Annotated in this window: 16 protein-coding genes and 1 pseudogene; 6 read left to right on the forward strand and 11 right to left on the reverse strand. The window is 54.3% G+C overall.

Annotated elements, in window-relative coordinates:
* Positions 1-160: 160 nt before the first annotated feature.
* The 6 genes and pseudogenes from ACIGCM_RS15565 to ACIGCM_RS15590 form a co-directional block, all read right to left on the reverse strand.
* Positions 161-1408 carry a heme biosynthesis HemY N-terminal domain-containing protein gene (locus ACIGCM_RS15565; RefSeq protein WP_397502989.1) on the reverse strand — a complete coding sequence of 416 codons (1248 nt, stop codon included), beginning with the start codon at positions 1406-1408 and terminating at the stop codon, positions 161-163.
* Positions 1405-2544, reverse strand: a complete 1140-nt coding sequence (locus ACIGCM_RS15570) for a uroporphyrinogen-III C-methyltransferase (RefSeq protein ID WP_397503316.1) — start codon at positions 2542-2544, stop codon at positions 1405-1407. Before ACIGCM_RS15570 ends, ACIGCM_RS15565 begins: the two co-directional genes overlap by 4 nt.
* A gap of 36 nt (positions 2545-2580) precedes the next feature.
* Positions 2581-3333: pseudogene (locus ACIGCM_RS15575) on the reverse strand (uroporphyrinogen-III synthase); the annotation flags it as partial.
* Complete coding sequence (hemC, locus tag ACIGCM_RS15580) at positions 3330-4268, reverse strand: hydroxymethylbilane synthase (RefSeq protein WP_397502990.1); 939 nt, start codon at positions 4266-4268, stop codon at positions 3330-3332. The gene hemC and the pseudogene ACIGCM_RS15575, both read right to left, overlap by 4 nt.
* A 105-nt stretch (positions 4269-4373) precedes the next feature.
* Complete coding sequence (locus ACIGCM_RS15585) at positions 4374-5120, reverse strand: LytR/AlgR family response regulator transcription factor (RefSeq protein ID WP_397502991.1); 747 nt, start codon at positions 5118-5120, stop codon at positions 4374-4376.
* Entirely contained in the window at positions 5117-6199 is a 1083-nt protein-coding gene (locus ACIGCM_RS15590) for a sensor histidine kinase (protein WP_397502992.1), read from the reverse strand. The genes ACIGCM_RS15585 and ACIGCM_RS15590 overlap by 4 nt, the downstream gene beginning before the upstream one ends.
* Before the next feature lie 315 nt (positions 6200-6514).
* On the opposite strand from ACIGCM_RS15590, the gene argH reads away from it, so the two are divergent.
* Positions 6515-7909, forward strand: coding sequence for an argininosuccinate lyase (gene argH, locus ACIGCM_RS15595; RefSeq protein ID WP_397502993.1), 1395 nt, complete (start codon positions 6515-6517; stop codon positions 7907-7909).
* A 48-nt stretch (positions 7910-7957) separates the two neighbouring features.
* Here the strand turns inward: argH and ACIGCM_RS15600 are convergent, their stop codons facing one another.
* Positions 7958-8632, reverse strand: coding sequence for a glutathione S-transferase family protein (locus tag ACIGCM_RS15600; protein WP_397502994.1), 675 nt, complete (start codon positions 8630-8632; stop codon positions 7958-7960).
* 136 nt (positions 8633-8768) lie between these two features.
* On the opposite strand from ACIGCM_RS15600, the gene ACIGCM_RS15605 reads away from it, so the two are divergent.
* From ACIGCM_RS15605 to ACIGCM_RS15625, 5 genes are all read left to right on the forward strand, one after another.
* Positions 8769-9038: a hypothetical protein gene (locus ACIGCM_RS15605; RefSeq protein ID WP_397502995.1), complete on the forward strand. Its 270-nt coding sequence runs from the start codon at positions 8769-8771 to the stop codon at positions 9036-9038.
* Positions 9039-9137: 99 nt separating this feature from the next.
* Complete coding sequence (locus tag ACIGCM_RS15610) at positions 9138-9896, forward strand: substrate-binding periplasmic protein (protein ID WP_397502996.1); 759 nt, start codon at positions 9138-9140, stop codon at positions 9894-9896.
* Between the two features lie 166 nt (positions 9897-10062).
* Entirely contained in the window at positions 10063-10308 is a 246-nt protein-coding gene (locus tag ACIGCM_RS15615; RefSeq protein WP_397502997.1) for a TIGR02647 family protein, read from the forward strand.
* Between the two features lie 438 nt (positions 10309-10746).
* A complete protein-coding gene (locus ACIGCM_RS15620; protein ID WP_397502998.1) occupies positions 10747-12765 on the forward strand; it encodes an EAL domain-containing protein in 2019 nt (672 codons plus the stop codon).
* A gap of 127 nt (positions 12766-12892) precedes the next feature.
* Positions 12893-15745 carry a class I adenylate cyclase gene (locus ACIGCM_RS15625; protein ID WP_397502999.1) on the forward strand — a complete coding sequence of 951 codons (2853 nt, stop codon included), beginning with the start codon at positions 12893-12895 and terminating at the stop codon, positions 15743-15745.
* Between the two features lie 66 nt (positions 15746-15811).
* On the opposite strand, the gene rnk is transcribed toward ACIGCM_RS15625, so the two are convergent.
* The 4 genes from rnk to ACIGCM_RS15645 form a co-directional block, all read right to left on the reverse strand.
* Positions 15812-16219, reverse strand: a complete 408-nt coding sequence (gene rnk, locus ACIGCM_RS15630; protein WP_397503000.1) for a nucleoside diphosphate kinase regulator — start codon at positions 16217-16219, stop codon at positions 15812-15814.
* A 287-nt stretch (positions 16220-16506) separates the two neighbouring features.
* Positions 16507-16773, reverse strand: a complete 267-nt coding sequence (locus ACIGCM_RS15635; protein WP_397503001.1) for a DUF1289 domain-containing protein — start codon at positions 16771-16773, stop codon at positions 16507-16509.
* Complete coding sequence (cyaY, locus tag ACIGCM_RS15640) at positions 16697-17029, reverse strand: iron donor protein CyaY (protein ID WP_339488917.1); 333 nt, start codon at positions 17027-17029, stop codon at positions 16697-16699. The genes ACIGCM_RS15635 and cyaY overlap by 77 nt, the downstream gene beginning before the upstream one ends.
* Before the next feature lie 186 nt (positions 17030-17215).
* Positions 17216-18253, reverse strand: coding sequence for an AraC family transcriptional regulator (locus ACIGCM_RS15645; RefSeq protein WP_397503002.1), 1038 nt, complete (start codon positions 18251-18253; stop codon positions 17216-17218).
* Positions 18254-18348 lie beyond the last annotated feature (95 nt).

Consider the following 18348-nt stretch of genomic DNA (forward strand, 5'->3'; position numbering starts at 1 on the left):
GAAAGCACCCAGACGTTTCAAGGTAAAAGCGTGCTATAGCGCAACTGACTGTCCCTTGACAGCAACCGCGCGTCGGCCAAGGCTCAAGCTAAACAGCAGGACAACGACTTACTCGCCAGCAAAAGCCCTTGCATGCAAGGGCTTCTAACTTGGTACGCAGTTAACTGTTGGCGCTCGTCACCACAGGTAAAGCGCTCAGTCGCTGGTCGAGCAGGCCCAAGCCCTCTTGGAACAATTGGTTGCTGCGCTCAACATCGCCCAGCTGCGCCAGTAAACGTGCCAGCTCGGCACATGTCTCGGGGTGTCGCTGGAAGCGCAGGCTGGCATCAAAATACTCTTTGGCCTTGCCCCACAGCTGATTGTGCTCACAGATGCGCCCCAGTGTGAGAAGCAGGTCAGCATCGGTGGGGTGATCTTTCAACCAACCCTCGGCAGTCTGTAACTGCCGCGCACCATCGTTGCTACGCAGCAAACCATAAAGCCGAACCAGACGGCTGTCATAGTTACGCTTTAGCGCCGCACGCAGCAGCGTCTCGGCGTCATCCTCCCGGCCAAGTCGACGTAGCTGCTCGGCATAAGTCGCCACGAGCATAGGCTCTTGCTGCTGAGCCGAAGACAGCTGTTTCCAGGCAGTATTCAGATTCTCCAGCGCGCCCTCTTGGTTACCCTCTTCACTGAATGCCGCTGCAGCCAAACGGCCACGCCAAGCTTTCAGCTCAAGTTCGGCAAGGGCCTCACCGCTGAGCATTTTTTCTTTGCGTACCGTAGACAGAATACCCAGCAACGCCGACCAGTCTTGGTTGCGCACATACAGTTGCTGCAAATGCTTAAGCACCTGTTGATTATTCGGGTGACGCTCATGCATAACCCGCAGCGTTTCCAAGGCCGCATCCACTTCACCACGTGCTTGCTGAAACTCAGCATGGCTCAGCGCTACAGCCAGTTCCGCTTGCGGCTGACGCTCAAGTGCACGCTCAAGCAGCGCATCGCACTCTTCTTTTTGGCCTAACTCGTGCGCAGCGCGGGCAGCGCCAAGGTAGTGCATCAACGGCAGCGGCTCGGCTTCAGCAGCTTTGCGCAAATGACGTAGGGCAGCGGACCAACGCCCCTCTACCAAGTCGACAAACCCTTGCTCCGAGGCCAAGCGTACACGGCGTTTATGGTGCAGGCCTGACCATGGATTCACCAAGCGCCCGGAGGTCACCAGCAACCGTAACAACAGCCGTAACAGGTAAATAATCAGCCAGAGCGCAACGATCAACGCGAGGAAAATCCATAGGCTGGACTCGTAGCGGAAGCTCTTGTAAGCCAGGAGTACATAGCCTTTATGCTCCGCAATTGAGTAACCGAGCAATGCTAAGGCACCAGCAACCAGCAGAACAATTATCAGCACAGAAGCGCGTTTCATTGAGCCGCCTCCTCCGCCGCAGGCTTGTCTGCAACCGGCGCATTTTTCAGGCGTTCACGGGCCGATTGCTTTTGCTCGATATACGCCTGCATGGCATTTATCGAGTTGGTCAGATCCGGCGCTTTGACTTCGATGGTTTGATCAATCAATTCGCCCACGCGCGCGCGCAAGGCACGGCTGCTTGGGTTGTCTTTATTGAAGTTGCCGTCGAGCACGTCAGCGGCCTGAGTAAGTGCCTGCTTATACACTGCAGTCTGACCATGCAACGCCGCCCACTGGGCTTGCTCAAGAGCCAAGCTCAAGGCCAAGCGAACCTGGGTCAGGCTCTGGCCGGCTAATAGCGGACGAACATTTTGGTCAGCATGAAAATCCAGCCGCACGTACTGGCCAGCAGTTTCTAAAACACCTGCCCACCAGCCTTCGCCATAATTTTCTTCGGCCAGCTGACCGAGTGCGCCACCATCATCTTTGAACGACGGATTCAGCGCATTGAGCTGCATGCCTTGATCGCGCAATGCGCCCAGCTGCAAGAACAGTCCGGTACGGTCCGGATTATGAGTCGTCAGCAGCGCCTCAAGACTTTTCGCCAACTGCTCACGAACGGCATATGCAGCGGGATCATCCTGGTCGCGAACGATTTCATCAGCGGTGCGGACCAAGGCCGTCGCGCTGTTGATATCCTGCAATGCCGACAAGCGCAGACTGGCCAAGCGTAACAAGTGCTCGGCTTCAGCCAATCGCCATTCCTGACGGCTCGCACCCAGCACGGTTTCTAGGCGTTTGTTGAGCAACTGCTGGTCGCCTTGCAGCTGCAACACTAGACGTCGGCGCTCATCCAGCTCTTCCGGTGGCGGCAACGACTGCAATCGGCTGTCGAGACTCTTTGCTTGCTGTGAAAGAACCGCGGCCTGAGCTTGGGTTTGCTCAAGCTGGCTCACTTGCTGCTGCTCATTGGCTTGCAGCATGCGCAGCTGCCAGGCACTCCAGCCACCGACAGCAATGCCAGCTGCACCCAGCAACAGGGCAATTAACGCGAGGCCATTGGCACTTGAGGATTTAGCCGGCGTTGGCGCTTTAGGCATTGGCTTAGGTGCATCCTGCACAGGCTGCTCTTTGGGGGAAGTCGCTTCGCTCACATATCCATCCTTTGTATAAGAGGGCGGGGCAGATTCAGCCTGCAATGCCACCAACAACGCCGCGGCATTAGCACCACGACAATTCACTACACGGTTACGACCCGCTGCACGGGCTTGCTCAGCTACCCGCGAGCTCGGCACAAATAAGGTTAGCTTGCTTAATGCAGGCCAGTGCTCACCGGCCATTTGTAACAAGTGTTTAAACCCTTGACCACTGCTCACCAGCACGCCGTTAAGCTGATTTGAGTTCAAAATTGCCTGCAGGGTTCCTGCAGGATAGTGCGGCAGTTCGCGGCGGTACAGGCTTAGATAATCCACCACTACGCCCTGACTGCGCAAACTGTCGGCAAGCATTTCACGGCCTTCTTCACCGCGGATGATCAGTACACGAGGCTCGGAATCCAGGCTTAACGCCTGCTTGAGCAGGGGCAAAGCCAGCAATGCTTCACTGTCATCACCCTGCTCTGGCCAATGCGCTTGCAAACCATATTTAGCCAGGACTTCACCAGTGGCCGAGCCCACGCTGAACCAAGGCTGCGCTGCGGGGACTTGAACCTGGTTGTGATCAAGCGACTGCAACGCCAAGCGCGCAGCAGGCTTGCTGACAACGATAACCGCGCAATAACGATCAAGCTGCGCAAGTGTGTCGCGTTGTTCTGCGGTTTGATCCAACGCAACAATATTCAGCAGCGGCATACTGCTGCTGAAGACCCCGTGCTCGGCCAAGGTCGCAGCCAGCAGCTCACATTCATCCTGCGGGCGGGTCAACAGCAGTCGCCATTGATTCACGCGTGGCCAGCCTCGCCATAGACTGCATTGAGAATGGCCTGAGCGCCTTGCGCCAGCAAATCTTCAGCAACGGCAACGCCGAGCGCTTCAGCCTCAGCCAATGGCGCACGACTCTCTGCACTCAAAAGCAAGTCGCCATCAGGCTGTCCAACTAAACCGCGCAGCCAGAGTTGCTCACCCTCGATAATGGCATAACACGCAATGGGCACCTGACAACCGCCGTTAAGACGCTTGTTCAGCGCCCGTTCAGCCGTCACTCGCAACGCCGTTTCACGGTGATTCAAGGGCTCAAGCAGCGCGTGAATCTCGGCATCAGCCGTGCGGCATTCAATACCGACTGCGCCCTGCCCACCTGCTGGAAGACTGTCCTCAACACTGATCGAACTGCGAATCCGCGCAGCAAAGCCGAGACGAATCAGGCCCGCAGCAGCAAGAATAATTGCGTCGTACTCACCCGCATCAAGCTTGGCCAGACGGGTATTGACGTTACCGCGCAGGAAATTAATGGTCAGATCAGGACGACGCGCCAGCAGTTGTGCCTGACGACGCAGGCTTGAGGTACCCACAATACTGCCAAGCGGCAAGGCATCAAGACTTTCAAAAGTGTTTGAAACGAAAGCATCGCGCGGGTCTTCTCGCTCACAAATGCAATAGAGACCAAGGCCATCTGGAAAATCCATCGGCACGTCTTTCATTGAATGAACGGCGATATCCGCCTGGTTTTCCAGCATTGCGGTTTCAAGTTCTTTAACGAACAAGCCCTTACCGCCGATTTTAGCCAGCGGCGCATCCAGTAGTTTGTCACCCCGGCTAACCATGGGGACCAAAGTGACAATCAAGCCAGGATGGGCCTGCTCAAGTCGAGCCTTGACGTGCTCGGCTTGCCACAAGGCTAGAGCACTTTTACGGGTGGCGATGCGAATTTCACGGGGCATGGGCAATTCCAAAGTACGAACTACCCTAGATAATAACAGGCTACGGCGTTGCGAGCCTCCCGGCACGGATTGCAGCCCTACTTTTGACCGGGCGGTCCAGCAGTCCTAAAGGTTGCTCATTAGCTTGCGCACTCCGGCCACATGCCGTCGACTGACGACCAGCGCATCACCATCAAGCCCCTTGAGAAACAGTTGAAAGTGCCCCAATGGCGTACGTTGTAGCCGCTCAATGCGGTCACGTGCGACCAGTGCATTGCGGTGAATCCGCACAAACCGGTCACCGAACTCATCTTCAAGCGCCTTCAGTGGCTCGTCGAGCAATACTTCGCCCTGCTCATGGCGCAGGGTTACGTATTTGTGATCGGCAATGAAGTAGACCACGTGCTCCAACGGAATTAATTCGATGCCTTTACGCGTGCGCGCACTGATGTGACTGCGTGGACCGCCACCCGTTTCAACTGCCGGACGGGTAAGCGCGGCAAGTTGTACACGGTTTGGCCGCTCAGCCTTTTTCAGGGCTTGAGCAAGGTGCTCACTGCGCACCGGTTTAACCAAATAGCCCACGGCGCTCACTTGGAATGCCTCTATGGCAAATTCGTCATGGGCGGTACAAAAAATCACCGCAGGCGGCGCTTCACGCTCGCACAGCTTCGCTGCGACCTGCAATCCATCCAGGCCGGGCATGCGGATATCCAACAGCACAACATCTGGTTTCAGGCTGTCAATCAGGCTTAGTGCCTCCTCACCATTGCTAGCAGCTGGTTCAAGGACACGGTAACCATCGAGTTCGCCAACCATTCGGCTTAGGCGCTCTCGAGCTAAGGGTTCGTCATCGACGATAAGAACATTCATATTGCTCTGGCTTCCTGCGTGAGTCTCGCACAAGGATAGCGTAGACGGGTGTAATGGCGGCCGTCACGGCGCTCCACGCTGAGACTGGCTTTAGACCCAAAAAGTGCCGCAAGACGTGCATCGATATTTTCCAAGGCGAGGTGAGTCCCACGCGAAGGCGGCATGTCTTGCTCAACATAAGGATTGCTCACAGTCAGTTGAAACACTCCTTCGAGGTAATGTGCCTCGACGCAAACCAAGCCGCCCTGTACCAATGGCTGGATACCGTAGATCAGGGCGTTCTCCAAAAGTGGCTGCAGGGTCAATTGAGGAATGGGTAGATCCTCAGGTACATCTGCAACCTCCCACTGCAACTGTAGACGCTCGCCAAGACGATAGTGCTCAATCGATAAATATCGTTGTGCCAGCGCCAACTCATCACTCCAGGCCACCAAGCTACCGGGCTTGGCAAGACTGGCGCGAAACAAATCCGATAAATCCAGTACCGCCTGCTCAGCCTTGTTCGGGTCAATCACTACCAAACTGGCAATGCTATTCAAACTGTTAAACAAAAAATGTGGCCGGATGCGCGCCTGCAAAGACTCAATACGCGCACGCAACTCGGCCTGCTCTTGTCTGCGCCATTGGCTCTGCAGATAAAAATAGCGTAGCAGCAGTGCCGACATAATCATGCTGATTAATGCATGTCGTAGATAAAGATTGACCTCTCCGGCCCGTGGCAACTGACCACCCAGGTCGTAAAAATCGGCAACACCTGTGCAAATCATCGTCAGTGCCACCACAATAGCGCAGCAAAACAGCCCTGCCACTTCAGCTCGCCAGCGCGCCATTAATGGCCGCAAACGGCATAGCAGTGCGGCTGAGAGCAATACAATCCATTGCACAAACAATGAAGTGAGCGCCAAGCGCACCCAGTTGAAACCGGGCAGCATGGGTTCAGCTAAGACCAATACCAGCACCAATAATTCTGCGAGCAGGACAATACTCAGCAAGGCTTCTGGCTGGCAGAGCTCGGGGACGAAAAAATCATCGACCGGTGCCCGTTTTGCTTCTGTATTAAAGGATATTTTTCGCATCATCGCAGTTTCCGTGTGGCGCGAGGACTCAGCAAGTGGGCATGCTCCATACGGTTGAAATAGTGCCTCGAAAAGCCGGCTAACCCTGCAAACTGTGATCCGGGCGACATTGTCCAGGGACGCACAATCAATACTCAACGATATCCGCCGCCGGGGATTTTGCCGGTCAGCCCTGTTATTATCGGCCCAAGTATTCCGTCACGCCGGTCGCGACCCGCTGTTTCAAGCTGCTTTCAGGTGCCTTCAAGCTGCCTGTTAAAGACATTGAGCATGTGTGGCCGCGCTCTGGCCGAACTAGCGCACCAGCCGAGCGAACTCATGAGCACTGAACAGACCAACCAATCCTGGGGCGGCCGCTTCAGCGAGCCAGTCGACGCCTTCGTCGCCCGTTTTACCGCTTCTGTCGAATTCGACAAGCGCCTGTACCGTCACGACATTATGGGCTCTATTGCCCATGCGACCATGCTCGCTAAAGTGGGTGTGCTCAGTGAAGCAGAGCGTGACACCATTATCGAGGGGCTGGCCAAGGTTCAGCACGAAATCGAAGCAGGCCAGTTCGACTGGAGCATCGAGCGCGAAGACGTGCACATGAACATCGAAGCACGCCTGACCGATCTAATCGGCATCACCGGTAAAAAACTGCACACCGGTCGTAGCCGCAACGATCAGGTCGCCACCGACATTCGTCTGTGGCTGCGTGATGAGATCGATATCATCCTCGGCGAAATCTCACGCTTGCAGCAGGGCCTGCTTGAGCAAGCTGAGCGCGAAGCCGAAACCATCATGCCAGGTTTCACCCACTTGCAAACTGCACAACCGGTGACCTTCGGCCACCACTTGCTGGCCTGGTTTGAAATGCTTTCACGTGACCATGAGCGTCTGGTGGATTGCCGCAAGCGCACCAACCGCATGCCGCTGGGTTCCGCTGCCCTGGCTGGCACCACCTACCCGATTCAGCGTGAAGTAACGGCCGAACTGCTGGGCTTTGATAGCGTTGGCGGCAATTCACTGGACGGCGTGTCCGATCGCGACTTTGCCATCGAGTTCTGCGCAGCAGCGAGCATTGCAATGATGCACCTGTCGCGCTTCTCGGAGGAGTTAGTGCTGTGGACCAGTGCGCAGTTCCAATTCATTGAACTGCCAGACCGCTTCTGCACCGGCAGCTCAATCATGCCGCAAAAGAAAAACCCGGATGTTCCAGAACTGGTGCGCGGCAAAACTGGCCGCGTGTTTGGCGCGTTGACCGGCCTGCTGACCTTGATGAAGGGCCAGCCGCTGGCTTACAACAAGGACAATCAGGAAGACAAAGAACCGTTATTCGACGCCGCCGATACTCTGCGCGACAGCTTGCGCGCCTTTGCCGACATGATCCCGGCCATTAAACCCAAGCATGCAATCATGCGTGAAGCGGCCTTGCGCGGTTTCTCCACGGCCACCGACCTGGCTGACTACTTGGTGCGCAAGGGCCTGCCATTCCGTGACTGCCACGAAATTGTTGGCCATGCGGTTAAATTCGGTGTTGATAGCGGCAAAGACCTCGCCGAAATGACCTTGGAAGAATTGCGCACGTTCAGCGACCAGATCGACGCCGACGTATTTGATGTGCTGACGCTGGAAGGCTCAGTCAACGCCCGTGATCACATTGGTGGCACCGCACCTGCGCAAGTAAGGGCAGCTGTTAAGCGGGGCCAAGCCTTGCTGGCCAGCCGCTAAAATCTGAATTCAGGCGATGGCTTTGCCCATCGCCTGAATGCCGCTCATCTAATTGGCTGCCGCCAGTGCGCGGGCCTTAATCATTTCCATAAACACTGGCATGTTGGCGTCTTTATCCGCCGCAATTTTCTGCACGTGCTCCAGCTCATTAAGCTGTGCGAGCAATTTGCCCGCTTGCGGGAAATCAGCCAGCAAATCCAGATCGAACAGCTTGGCAGCAACTGCGCAAGCCAGATCGAAACTGTACAAGAAATACACATCAGCCAAGGTCAGGCTGTCACCAGCCACGAACGGCGCAAACTTACCGTGACGCTTTAGCGTGGCAACCCCTGCCAATAACTCGACTTTGCATTTTTCTTTCAGCTGCGGCGCAATCTGCATGCCGAAAAATGCCTGTGGATAACCCAATCGCGCTGGCAACTCGATGTACAACTCGATCTCGCGCATCAATGCACGAACCTGGGCCCGCGCAAACGGCTCGCTGGGTAATAACGGCTTTGCGCTTTCGATCTCTTCGATATATTCGAGGATAGCGCTGGTTTCACTCATGTAACCCTGCTCAGTGCCCAGCGCCGGAACCTTGCCGCGCGGGCTAATCGTCAGGCTCTGCTCACTCTGGTCAGGGTGAAACATCACTTCTTCGAACGCCATGCCTTTTTCCAGCAGGGCAAACTTGACCATGTTGTAATAATTACTAACGGCGAATCCATAAAGTTTCAGCATTTCGGCAGGCTCACAAGTTTTCCAAGCAAAAGTTATAGACCTGCACCGCACGAGCTGCCAGCCTTATCAGAGCAGTGAATGGCGAAAGCCTCAGCACACTGGCACACTGCAAACTCAACCTGCGGACTAGACTGACATGAGCGATATTGAAGACAATCAAGATGAAACATTTGCCGAAGAGCGCTTGATAGAGGCTGTCGAAAATCAGATTGCGGCCGGTGAACCTGCAGCGGCTCTTGCGACCCTGAACAAATTGACACTGGTGGGATATGAGCGCGGGGAGATCTTGCAGTTGATGGCTCAGGTGCTGGCATTTGAAATCAACGACATGCTCGAAACTGACCAGCCGTTTAACCTACAACACTATGAGTTGGCATTAAGAGCGCTGCCAGAGCTACCTGAGTAAAGCCTGTGCGCCATGGTTGTTGCGATCAGCGGGGTGATTTACAGTTGAATTGGCCAGTGCCGGCAGCATTCATGATCAAGCCCAGGAGGTAGCAATCGAGTGAGCTATAGGCTACCCATCGCAACGCTATGCTTACTGCTCTGCCTCGGCCAGAACCCGGTGCAAGCAGAGACGTTTCGCATAGGCGCTGAAGACGATTGGTTTCCCTACACCGCACTGCGTAACGGCAAAATCCAGGGCATGTCGGTGGATATCGTCCGCGCAGCATTTGCCGCCAGCCACACCGATATAGAACTGATGCCCTACCCATACTCGCGCTGTATGGACACAGCCCTGCGCGGTGAAGTCATGGCCTGCTTCAACACCTTACCGAATAAGCAGATTACCGACCAATACCTGTTGCCGACCTACCCACTGTTCAAGGATGACATCCTCTTGTGGGCTAATAGCAAAACGGCTAAACCATTACTCGATCTTTCTGAGCTTGCCGAGCAATCGGTTGCCGTGACTATCGGCTATGAGTACGGGCCCGAGTTCGATGGTTTGGCGGGCATGCATCGGGTGCCGGTAAGGCGCGACCTCAATGGCTTCCTGATGTTACAGCGTGGCCGGGTTACCTACGCCGCCGCCTACCGGGGGACAGCTGAGGCGTTGTTTGCCGAACGACCTGAGTTTAAAAATGCATTCACACCCGTTGCCACATTGACCCATGCACAGCTATTCCTAAGCTTCACCCGCAGGGACTCGCGCGCCCAAGACCTGATCAACCGTTTTGATCAAGGCATGCAAACCATCCACAGCAACGGCAAATATCAACAGATACTCGACCATTGGCATCATCAGGTCGCAGCAGACTGAAAAACCCTTGGCTACACTGAGTTCACACTGAGCACGCAATCTCTGTCACAGTAGCAAAGGCAAACCAGTGCAAACACATGCACATCTGTCATACGCCGCAAGCGCGGCCTCGGAATGTTAACGCAGTAGTTTTCAGCAGTTCCCCAAAATAATAGCTGGAGTACTTATGGCCTTTACCCCCGATCTTATTGCCGAACTCGAAATCCTATCGATGTACAACCTGGGTAACACTAAAGAAGGGCTCAAAGTGCACCACACCGCATCGCCAGCAGCGATAGCGGCTGCTCAGCGCCTGCATGCAAAAGGCTTGATTTCGCTCGATGACGGTGGCTACCTGACCAGCCTTGGGCTGGATGCGGTCGAACACACGCAAGTGCTGTTAGGCATTCTCTCCGAGCCACAGCCTGCTTGATCACGACGCCAAGCAGGCGGGACGGTCACCACCATGGCCGCATCGCCTGCACACGGCCAGTTTGAACTCATTAACCCCTCGCTAAGGAACCTCTGAAAAACTACTGCGCTAGATATTACTGCGTTAAAAACGGCTCAAAATGCTCATTTAGGTCAACTAAAGTCGAGCGCGACCCCGGTCGCTTTTTCGCAGTTTTTTGCCTTGTCCTATCTTCGCTCGCTACCTTTTTCAGAGGTTCCCTAATCGAGCACGACCCAGTGTTCTGCGTCGCAGCTCTGGGCAACTTTGTACGGGTATCCCTTCACCCGGATTGCCGTGTCTGCACACCGCTCTTTGGCTTATTAAGCGGTTTGTGAAACCGCTCTACAATCACATTATGCGCTATCCAAAGTATGGGTTAGACTGCGAACCTGCACCGAGACATGGCTAATAATAACAATGTCCTACTTCCGTAAGCCGCTGGGTAGCAGCTTTCTTATCTCAATTAGAGAGTCCTTTATCGCACTCTTGCCATTTATTCTGGCAAAGTCGCTCATTTCACTGACGCTTGCATTAACTGACGCACTTCCCCTTACTTACCCGCTTATTAGCCAAACCGCCCACTGGTTGTCGGTATTCAGCTATCAACTTGAGCAACTGTTCCCGCTGCTCGCGCTTATTTCACTGTCGTTTCACTTCGCCAAACACTTACACCTTTCGGCGATAGTGGTCTGCACACTGGCGTTCAGTTGCTTACTGGCGCTGCATATACCGGCCCTGACTGAAGGGGCCAACCTGAGTTATGTAGCAAGTGTTCTCGGTGACCCACGCGCCGTTATTCTGCCTATTCTTGCTGCCTATTTATTAAGGCCGTTAATCGCCATAAAAGCCTTGCAACTGGTCAGGGGAAAACTGTTAAGCAGTTATTTAAAACAGCACCTCAATAGTTTCTTGCCCACCCTCTTTTGCTTTGCATTGCTGTTTGCTGCTGGCTCACTGCTCACACTCATGGCGCACGGGTTGCTAAACCCACTGCTCGACATCTTTATCAAGGCCGATGTAAGCCTGCAGCTATTTATGCGCACCTTGTTAACCCATCTGCTCTGGGCGATAGGTGTCCATGGCGACAATGCTTATTTGTTGTTAACCGGCGCCGAGAGTGACGCCAGGCTCATCGCACCCGAGCTGAGCGTGGGCCAGTTTGTAAACTTATTCATTATCTTCGGTGGCAGCGGCGCAACCCTGTCACTGATCATTGCGATTCTTATTGGTACGCATGACCCAACGTCACGCCGCCTGGCAAAAATTGCCGCACCCTTTGCCGTGTTTAATATTAACGAACTCTTGATTTATGGCCTGCCCATCGTCTTTAACCCGCGCCTACTGGTGCCATTTATTGCCGTACCCCTGATCAATTTACTTATTGCCTATGCGGCAATATCAACCGGCTATTTTAGTTTCAACGGCCACACATTCCCCTGGATCACGCCGCCGCTTATCAATGCTTACATCGCCAGCGGCCACATCGCCAGCACCTTGCTTCAGGTCGCCTTAATTGCGCTCGGCACCTGTATCTATTTACCTTTCGTCAAACGCCTCTCGCTGGCGTCTGAACGCCATGACTTTGATAAGGAGTTGGTCAAACGCGTACAGCTCAACGATGATATCGGCCGTAGCATCGAGCAAAAATATGCGCAAAAGCAGTCTGAGTCGTTGCGGGCTGAGATGGACCTAGAGAAAACCATCAAAGACGTGCTCGCGGGTGACTTACAACTTCATTACCAGCCCAAGTTGTCACTCGAAACCAATCAGGTTGTTGGCTTCGAAGCGCTGCTGCGCATCATCGACGAAACCGGGGTGCTTAAAGGTCCTTATTTTGTCGATGCCTTCCAACGCGCAGGCTATTCACACATCATCGACCGCTTCGTCATCGACACCGTGGCAGAAGACATCGCCAGGTGGGAGTTGGAGGGTTTTACCCCCAAGGTCAGCATCAATCTTGACCCCAACAACATGACCGACCCGCAATTACTAAGCACACTGATTGACCGTCTTGGCAGCTACGGGCCACGCATTGAAATTGAGATCCTTGAGTCTGCTTTTATGCTCGAACTCAACCAAGTCGAAAGCTGCATGGGTCGATTAAAAAGCCTGGGCTTTAGCTTCTTGCTAGATGACTTTGGTACTGGGTTTTCCAGCCTTAGCCTGTTGAGCCGCATCAGCGTTGACGGCATTAAGCTTGACCGCAGCATCCTGGAAAATGCCAATGAGCACAAAGGTCGCATTCTCTACCGGCAGACCTGCTACCTGTGTCGCAGCCTGGGTTTTAATCTAATTGCCGAAGGCGTTGAAACCGCTGAACAAGCCGCGTTTGTAAAAGCTGCAGGCGTGCAATATGTCCAAGGCTGGTTATACGCCAAAGCATTGCCTGCCGCCGAAGCCAAAGCGTTTTCACTTCACCATGCAGATAATCCATAGCCTTGATCCAACAGGCAGATAATTCAGCCGCAGCAGGCTCAAGAAAACATCGGTATCGCCGATACAAGCTAAAATAGTGCTTGCGAGCTTTTGCCAGTGATCGCAACCCTTATCGCAGACTGACAGCATGCCCGCAAATCAAGAAATTCGCCCTGACCTTGACGACGGCATCGACCGCAAAGCACTTACACAGCTGCGTAAACGCTTTATCCGGGTCAATCAAGGCCGCCTGTTGCGTGCCAACCAAGCCCTTTCAAGCCGCCAACAGTTCGTTCTGAAACTGCTGCCGCTGCTGCTTCATGTAAATCATCCCCTACTGCCCGGTTTTGTCTCCAGCTCCACACCTGCGGGGCTTTGTGGTTTTGAGCCTGAAGAGGCTGTGCTCGCTGAGGCGCAGCGCCTGACCCGCTCATTCACCTACAAAGCACAGCGCGGCAAACAGCAATTACCGCTGCATGGATTGTTCTTGATGGGCAGCCTTGGCACGCTGGCACAAGCCGACCAGAGTGATATGGATTTATGGCTGTGCCACGCCCCGGACCTTGCTGAACAATCTCTGACAGAGTTGCGCAAGAAGTGCGCACTACTGGAAAGCTGGGCGGCAACCCAAGGCAGCGAGGTGCACTTCTTTCTGATCAACCCTGCGCGGTTCCGCCTCGGCGAACGCGACTCGCAATTAACCTCTGATGATTGCGGCACGACCCAACATTACTTGTTGCTCGATGAGTTTTATCGCACCGCCATATGGCTCGGCGGGCGTACGCCAATGTGGTGGCTGGTGCCTGCATTCGAAGAGTCACGCTACCAAGTCTATGCACAGACGCTGCTCGACAAGCGCTTTGTCCGCAGCGAAGAAGTCTTGGACCTTGGCAGCCTGGCACACATCCCCCCGGGGGAGTTTATTGGCGCGGGCATGTGGCAGCTCTATAAGGGCATAAAATCACCCTACAAATCTGTGCTTAAACTGCTTCTGACGGAGGTCTACGCCAGCGAACATCCACGGGTTGAATGCTTGTCTCTGCGCTTCAAATATGCGGTGTTTGCCAACAAACTAGAGCTCGATGAGCTTGACCCGTACATCGTGGTATACCGGCGCATTGAAGAGTACCTGCTGGAGCGTAACGAGCATCAACGCCTTGAGCTGATTCGGCGCTGCGTGTACCTAAAGGCCAATAAAAAGCTCAGTCGTCCTCCTCGCAGCGGGATCAAAAGCTGGCAGCGCAAGCTGCTCGAACGCCTGTGTGGCGAGTGGCAATGGGATCGGCGCAAGCTGGTGCTCCTTGACAGTCGCAGCCAGTGGAAAGTGCGCCAGGTCAAGAGCGAGCGCCATATGTTGGTCAATGAACTGACTTACAGTTACCGCTTCCTTGTGCAGTTCAGCCGCAACCTACGCGGCGCAAGTACGGTAAGCCAGCAGGACCTGGCCATTCTTGGCAGACGCCTGTATGCCGCCTTCGAACGCAAAGCAGCCAAGATTGAATTTATTAATCCCGGTATCGCCCCCGACCTGGGTGAAGACACCATCACTCTCGTCAATTCGCCGAGCCCTGAGGCACCCGATGAACAACAGTGGGCCATCTTTAGCGGCAGCCTGAGTGCCCAACACTGGTCAAACTTTGCCCCCCTCAAACGCACCCGAGAATTAATCGAGCTCCTTGCGTGGAGTCATTTCAATGGGGTGATCGACAGCGGCACGCGAATATCTCTGCATCCTGGCAACACGGATCTGACTGAGTTTGAACTGTCCAACCTGCTGCTCGGCCTGCGGCAATCGGTAAGCTTGCCACTGCTTCCCGTTGGTGAGGCGACTCTGCGTAAAAATAGCTACCCGAGCACCGTTTTGCTGTTAATAAACGTAGGTCTCGACCCGCTCAAGCAGCACAGCCAAATGAACGTACATATGACCACCGAGCGTATCGATGCGCTGGGTTATTCAGGCGTACGGGAAAACTTGGTGCAGAGCATTGATCAAGTGAGCCTCAACAGTTGGAACGAACTAAGCGTACATCGCTATAGCGGGCAGAGCGCACTGATTGACTGCCTGCGCGATTACCTCAATCGCTTGCCCAAAGACGCACCGGCTCCAGACCTGCAAATACGTTGTTATTGCCGTAACAGGGCAATGACAATCGCCGAGCGCGTAGAGGAACTATTCAACCAGGTACAAAGCATCCACGCAGCACCGCTGGACCAGCGCTATGTCATACAAACCAAGCAGCTTTACCACGTCCTTGAATTAGGCTCGAACCCGGTTAGCCACACGACCTTGAGCGGCACAGAACAGTTGGTCGAGCACCTGGGTAATTCCCAAGGCCGGGCCAGCACATTGCATGTTGACCGAAGCGCTTTGCAAAACGACGACCTGAGCCTGATTTTGCCAGCGGCAAAGGCCGATTGCATCCAAGTGTTTTACCGCATTTTCAACAATGGTGCAGAGGCTGAACTCAGCGTCTTAGATGAACGCAATGCGCTTTGGCGCCAGCGTCTAGCCTTTACCGACGAGCACTGCCTGCTAACCCCCATGCAGCGGTTTTTACAATCCTTGTTGTATCGTCGCAATGCGCTGCTGGTCATGGCTGAGCAGCTGCAAACCCTGCCTGAGATACTTTATTACCAAGTGCTGCCTGACGCCCCCGGCAACGCCAAATCCTTGATCACATGCGAGGCACCGCAGTCACCGATCAACCATCCGTTTTATGACGTTCAGGCAATTATCACCCCGGCAGGGGGCAAGCGGGTGCATGTGACGCTTTACTGCAACCATCAGGAGTTTTCTCAGCTGCAATATGCTGGCGATTTATATGCAGCCGTAGCGCAACATATTCTTGCTCATCGGCGCGGCAGTGAGCGCTACCCGTGCTACATCACTGATATTGATTTATCGGCGATTGTCGCCGAAGAGAAGATTCAGACCCTGCACTATTTGCGCTACAAAACCACCTTGGAAGCGGCCTTGAACATGGCCCTGCAAAACGCTTGAAGCACAGAGAGCACCGAGACTTCGCTCAACAAGCCTCAGTGTTTTCTTCAAGCGCCAAAGCAGCGTTTAGCGCGTATATTCCCCTGCGGCTTCGGGCTGATACTCAACGGCCAATAACGTCAGTTTAAGCACCTTACCGTTAGGGCCGGCCCAATCGATGTGCTGGCCGACACTGAGGCCCAGCAAGGCGCTGCCCACTGGGGCAAGAATCGAAACCTTGCCTTCACCGCCCGCATCCTGCGGATACACCAATGTCAGGTGGTAATCTTTGCCACTGCTTTCTTCACGGCAGTGCACACGCGAATTCATGGTAACTAAACCCGCAGGTGCTTCGTCGTGACCAATTACTTCGGCACGGTCAAGTTCAGCCTGCAACGCGACAGCACCTGGGCCAAAGTCGTCGAGGTCGTCGAGCAGGCGTTCAAGACGCTGCATATCGAGGCGGGTAATGGTGATTGCCGGTGCGCTGCTCATGGTGAAGGCAGTTCTCCTTGAAATACGGATCGTAAATGAGTCGTTGGGACTATGGCTAAAAAAGCAAAAACCCCGCCAGAAAGACGGGGTTTTTAACAAGTGCTGAAGCTGAACGTAACACAGCCATTTAAATAAACAAGACCTCCAACAGACTATGTAAACACGACTGCTCTCGGCAATATGGCGTTGGAAACAGGGGGAAATGCCCATTTCGAACATCTGTACACACTTTGCAGCCTGTTTTGCCTTGTCTTGCCTTCGCTCGAGACTGTTTTACACAGCCTGAGTCAGTTATTTCGCGCTATCAAACGCTGGCTGGCGCGCTGACAAATGGCCAATCGCTGTGATGCATCAGCCTCATTCCAGGAAAGAATCTCATCCAAATTCCGACCACAGCCTACACAGGTATCGTCAGCATCCAGACAGCAACGGCGCTGACAGGGCGACTCCACTCGCACAGGCGTAGGTGATCTGATCTCAGAGCTCATCGAACTCGAGGTCTGCGCCAGACTGCTCTTGAGTAATACGCACCAACATCTCGCCAAGCAGCTCATCACTGGTGTCGCAAATCCAACGCTCGCTAGGCTGGTCGTAGTCAAAGTGGAAGCCACCCGATTTAGCCGCTACCCACAACTGACGGATCGGTTCCTGGCGGCTCAAGATCAACTGGCTGCCATTTTCAAAACGTACGGTCAGGACACCAGCGGAGTTTTCCAGATCAATGTCCAGGTCGCTGTCATCAAAAATATCTTCCACCGCTTGCTGCGTGGCATCAACCAAGTCGTGAAAGCGGGCTTCGGTCAAACTCATTGCAAATTACCTCAGTAAATTCGGAGCGTGCAGAACGAACTACGGTGGAAAATTCGACGTAACGTGCGTCCTGCATGTCGAACCGGCTTCGCTGAATCTGGCGCTGCAATTATTTAAGACATTCAAGTGTACGGTGTGTTCTGCCAGTTTTGTATGCCTGTCAGCAATGCCGGCACATTACGCGCTTCATTTGTTGAGGGCTGCTCGATATTCATGGGGACTAAGGCCCATCCAGCGGCGAAATGCTCGTGCCAGTGATCCCGCCTCACTAAACCCAACCAGATAGGCTATTTCGCTAAGCTCCAGCCGCGGATCAGCCAAATACTGCAACACCAAATGCTTCCGTGTGTGCTCAAGCAATTGGTTAAACGACAACCCTGCATCGCTCAGTCGCCGTTGCAAAGTACGCGGACTCATGGCCAGTTGTTCGGCAATCTGGGCCAGTTCAGGCGTGCCTTGCGGCAACTGCCTGACCAACTGTAAACGTGCTTGATCGAGCACACTATTACCTTGCCTAAGGTCTGTCAGTAACCGATCCGCGTAGGCATCAAACATACTGCGCACTTGAACATCAGCCTGGCTCAATGGCGTATTGAGCAAACGCTTGGGGAATACCAGTGCGTTATCCGCCTGATCAAACAAGACCGGGCATCGGAAAATTCGTTGATGTTCTTGGGTATCAGCCGGCGCACTGTGCTGAAATCGCACTTCGGTCGGAGGAATCTGTAAACCGCTGATCCAGTGGCCAAAAGTCATCCAACCCGCCAGTGTTTCCTCACTCAGCTGCCGTGACTGCTGCTTAAACAGCGGTTGCCAGCTGTGAGCAACCTGGGCCTCCAGGCCTGCGCGCGGCGGCTCATCAGCGAGGTCAACTTGTCCCAGGCTGCCCACCAACGAGGCATACCGCGCTTGTCGGTGCAGGGCGTCGGCCAAAGTCGCACAACTCATGATCAAGTAGCCCAAAACCCCATAATAGCCGGGGCGAACCGATTCACCGAGGTGCAGACCAAGGCAGTCATCGCCGGTCGCATTAACGCCAGAATCAAGGAGTTCGAGATAGAGTTGCGCATCAATCCGCTGGTCGCGTTGGGCCAGTATCTGCGGGTTCAGCTTAAGTTGCTTAAGCAACTTATCCACAGGCTGACCTTGGCGTTCAAGGTAATCCAGCAGCCCCTGCAAATAGGCAACGGACACGGAACTGCTGAGCGTTGCGAGGGTTTCCATTATGACTCCTGTGGCTGAACGAAAGCAGCCTAAGCCCATTGGCTTGGCGTTGACCAAGCCTATTACCCCAACTAGGCAAGCCCATTTCAGAGCAC

This window comes from Pseudomonas sp. NPDC078700, assembly GCF_044542375.1.
Lineage (GTDB): Bacteria > Pseudomonadota > Gammaproteobacteria > Pseudomonadales > Pseudomonadaceae > Aquipseudomonas.

Bases quoted from the DNA above. Each gene is read 5' to 3' on its own strand.
- ACIGCM_RS15565 (WP_397502989.1), bottom strand. From the start codon at position 1,408: ATGAAACGCGCTTCTGTGCTGATAATTGTTCTGCTGGTTGCTGGTGCC.
- hemC (WP_397502990.1), bottom strand. From the start codon at position 4,268: ATGCCCCGTGAAATTCGCATCGCCACCCGTAAAAGTGCTCTAGCCTTG.
- ACIGCM_RS15585 (WP_397502991.1), bottom strand. From the start codon at position 5,120: ATGAATGTTCTTATCGTCGATGACGAACCCTTAGCTCGAGAGCGCCTA.
- ACIGCM_RS15590 (WP_397502992.1), bottom strand. From the start codon at position 6,199: ATGATGCGAAAAATATCCTTTAATACAGAAGCAAAACGGGCACCGGTC.
- argH (WP_397502993.1), top strand. From the start codon at position 6,515: ATGAGCACTGAACAGACCAACCAATCCTGGGGCGGCCGCTTCAGCGAG.
- ACIGCM_RS15600 (WP_397502994.1), bottom strand. From the start codon at position 8,632: ATGCTGAAACTTTATGGATTCGCCGTTAGTAATTATTACAACATGGTC.
- ACIGCM_RS15605 (WP_397502995.1), top strand. From the start codon at position 8,769: ATGAGCGATATTGAAGACAATCAAGATGAAACATTTGCCGAAGAGCGC.
- ACIGCM_RS15615 (WP_397502997.1), top strand. From the start codon at position 10,063: ATGGCCTTTACCCCCGATCTTATTGCCGAACTCGAAATCCTATCGATG.
- ACIGCM_RS15620 (WP_397502998.1), top strand. From the start codon at position 10,747: ATGTCCTACTTCCGTAAGCCGCTGGGTAGCAGCTTTCTTATCTCAATT.
- ACIGCM_RS15625 (WP_397502999.1), top strand. From the start codon at position 12,893: ATGCCCGCAAATCAAGAAATTCGCCCTGACCTTGACGACGGCATCGAC.
- rnk (WP_397503000.1), bottom strand. From the start codon at position 16,219: ATGAGCAGCGCACCGGCAATCACCATTACCCGCCTCGATATGCAGCGT.
- ACIGCM_RS15635 (WP_397503001.1), bottom strand. From the start codon at position 16,773: ATGAGCTGCTTGGCGAGATGTTGGTGCGTATTACTCAAGAGCAGTCTG.
- cyaY (WP_339488917.1), bottom strand. From the start codon at position 17,029: ATGAGTTTGACCGAAGCCCGCTTTCACGACTTGGTTGATGCCACGCAG.
- ACIGCM_RS15645 (WP_397503002.1), bottom strand. From the start codon at position 18,253: ATGGAAACCCTCGCAACGCTCAGCAGTTCCGTGTCCGTTGCCTATTTG.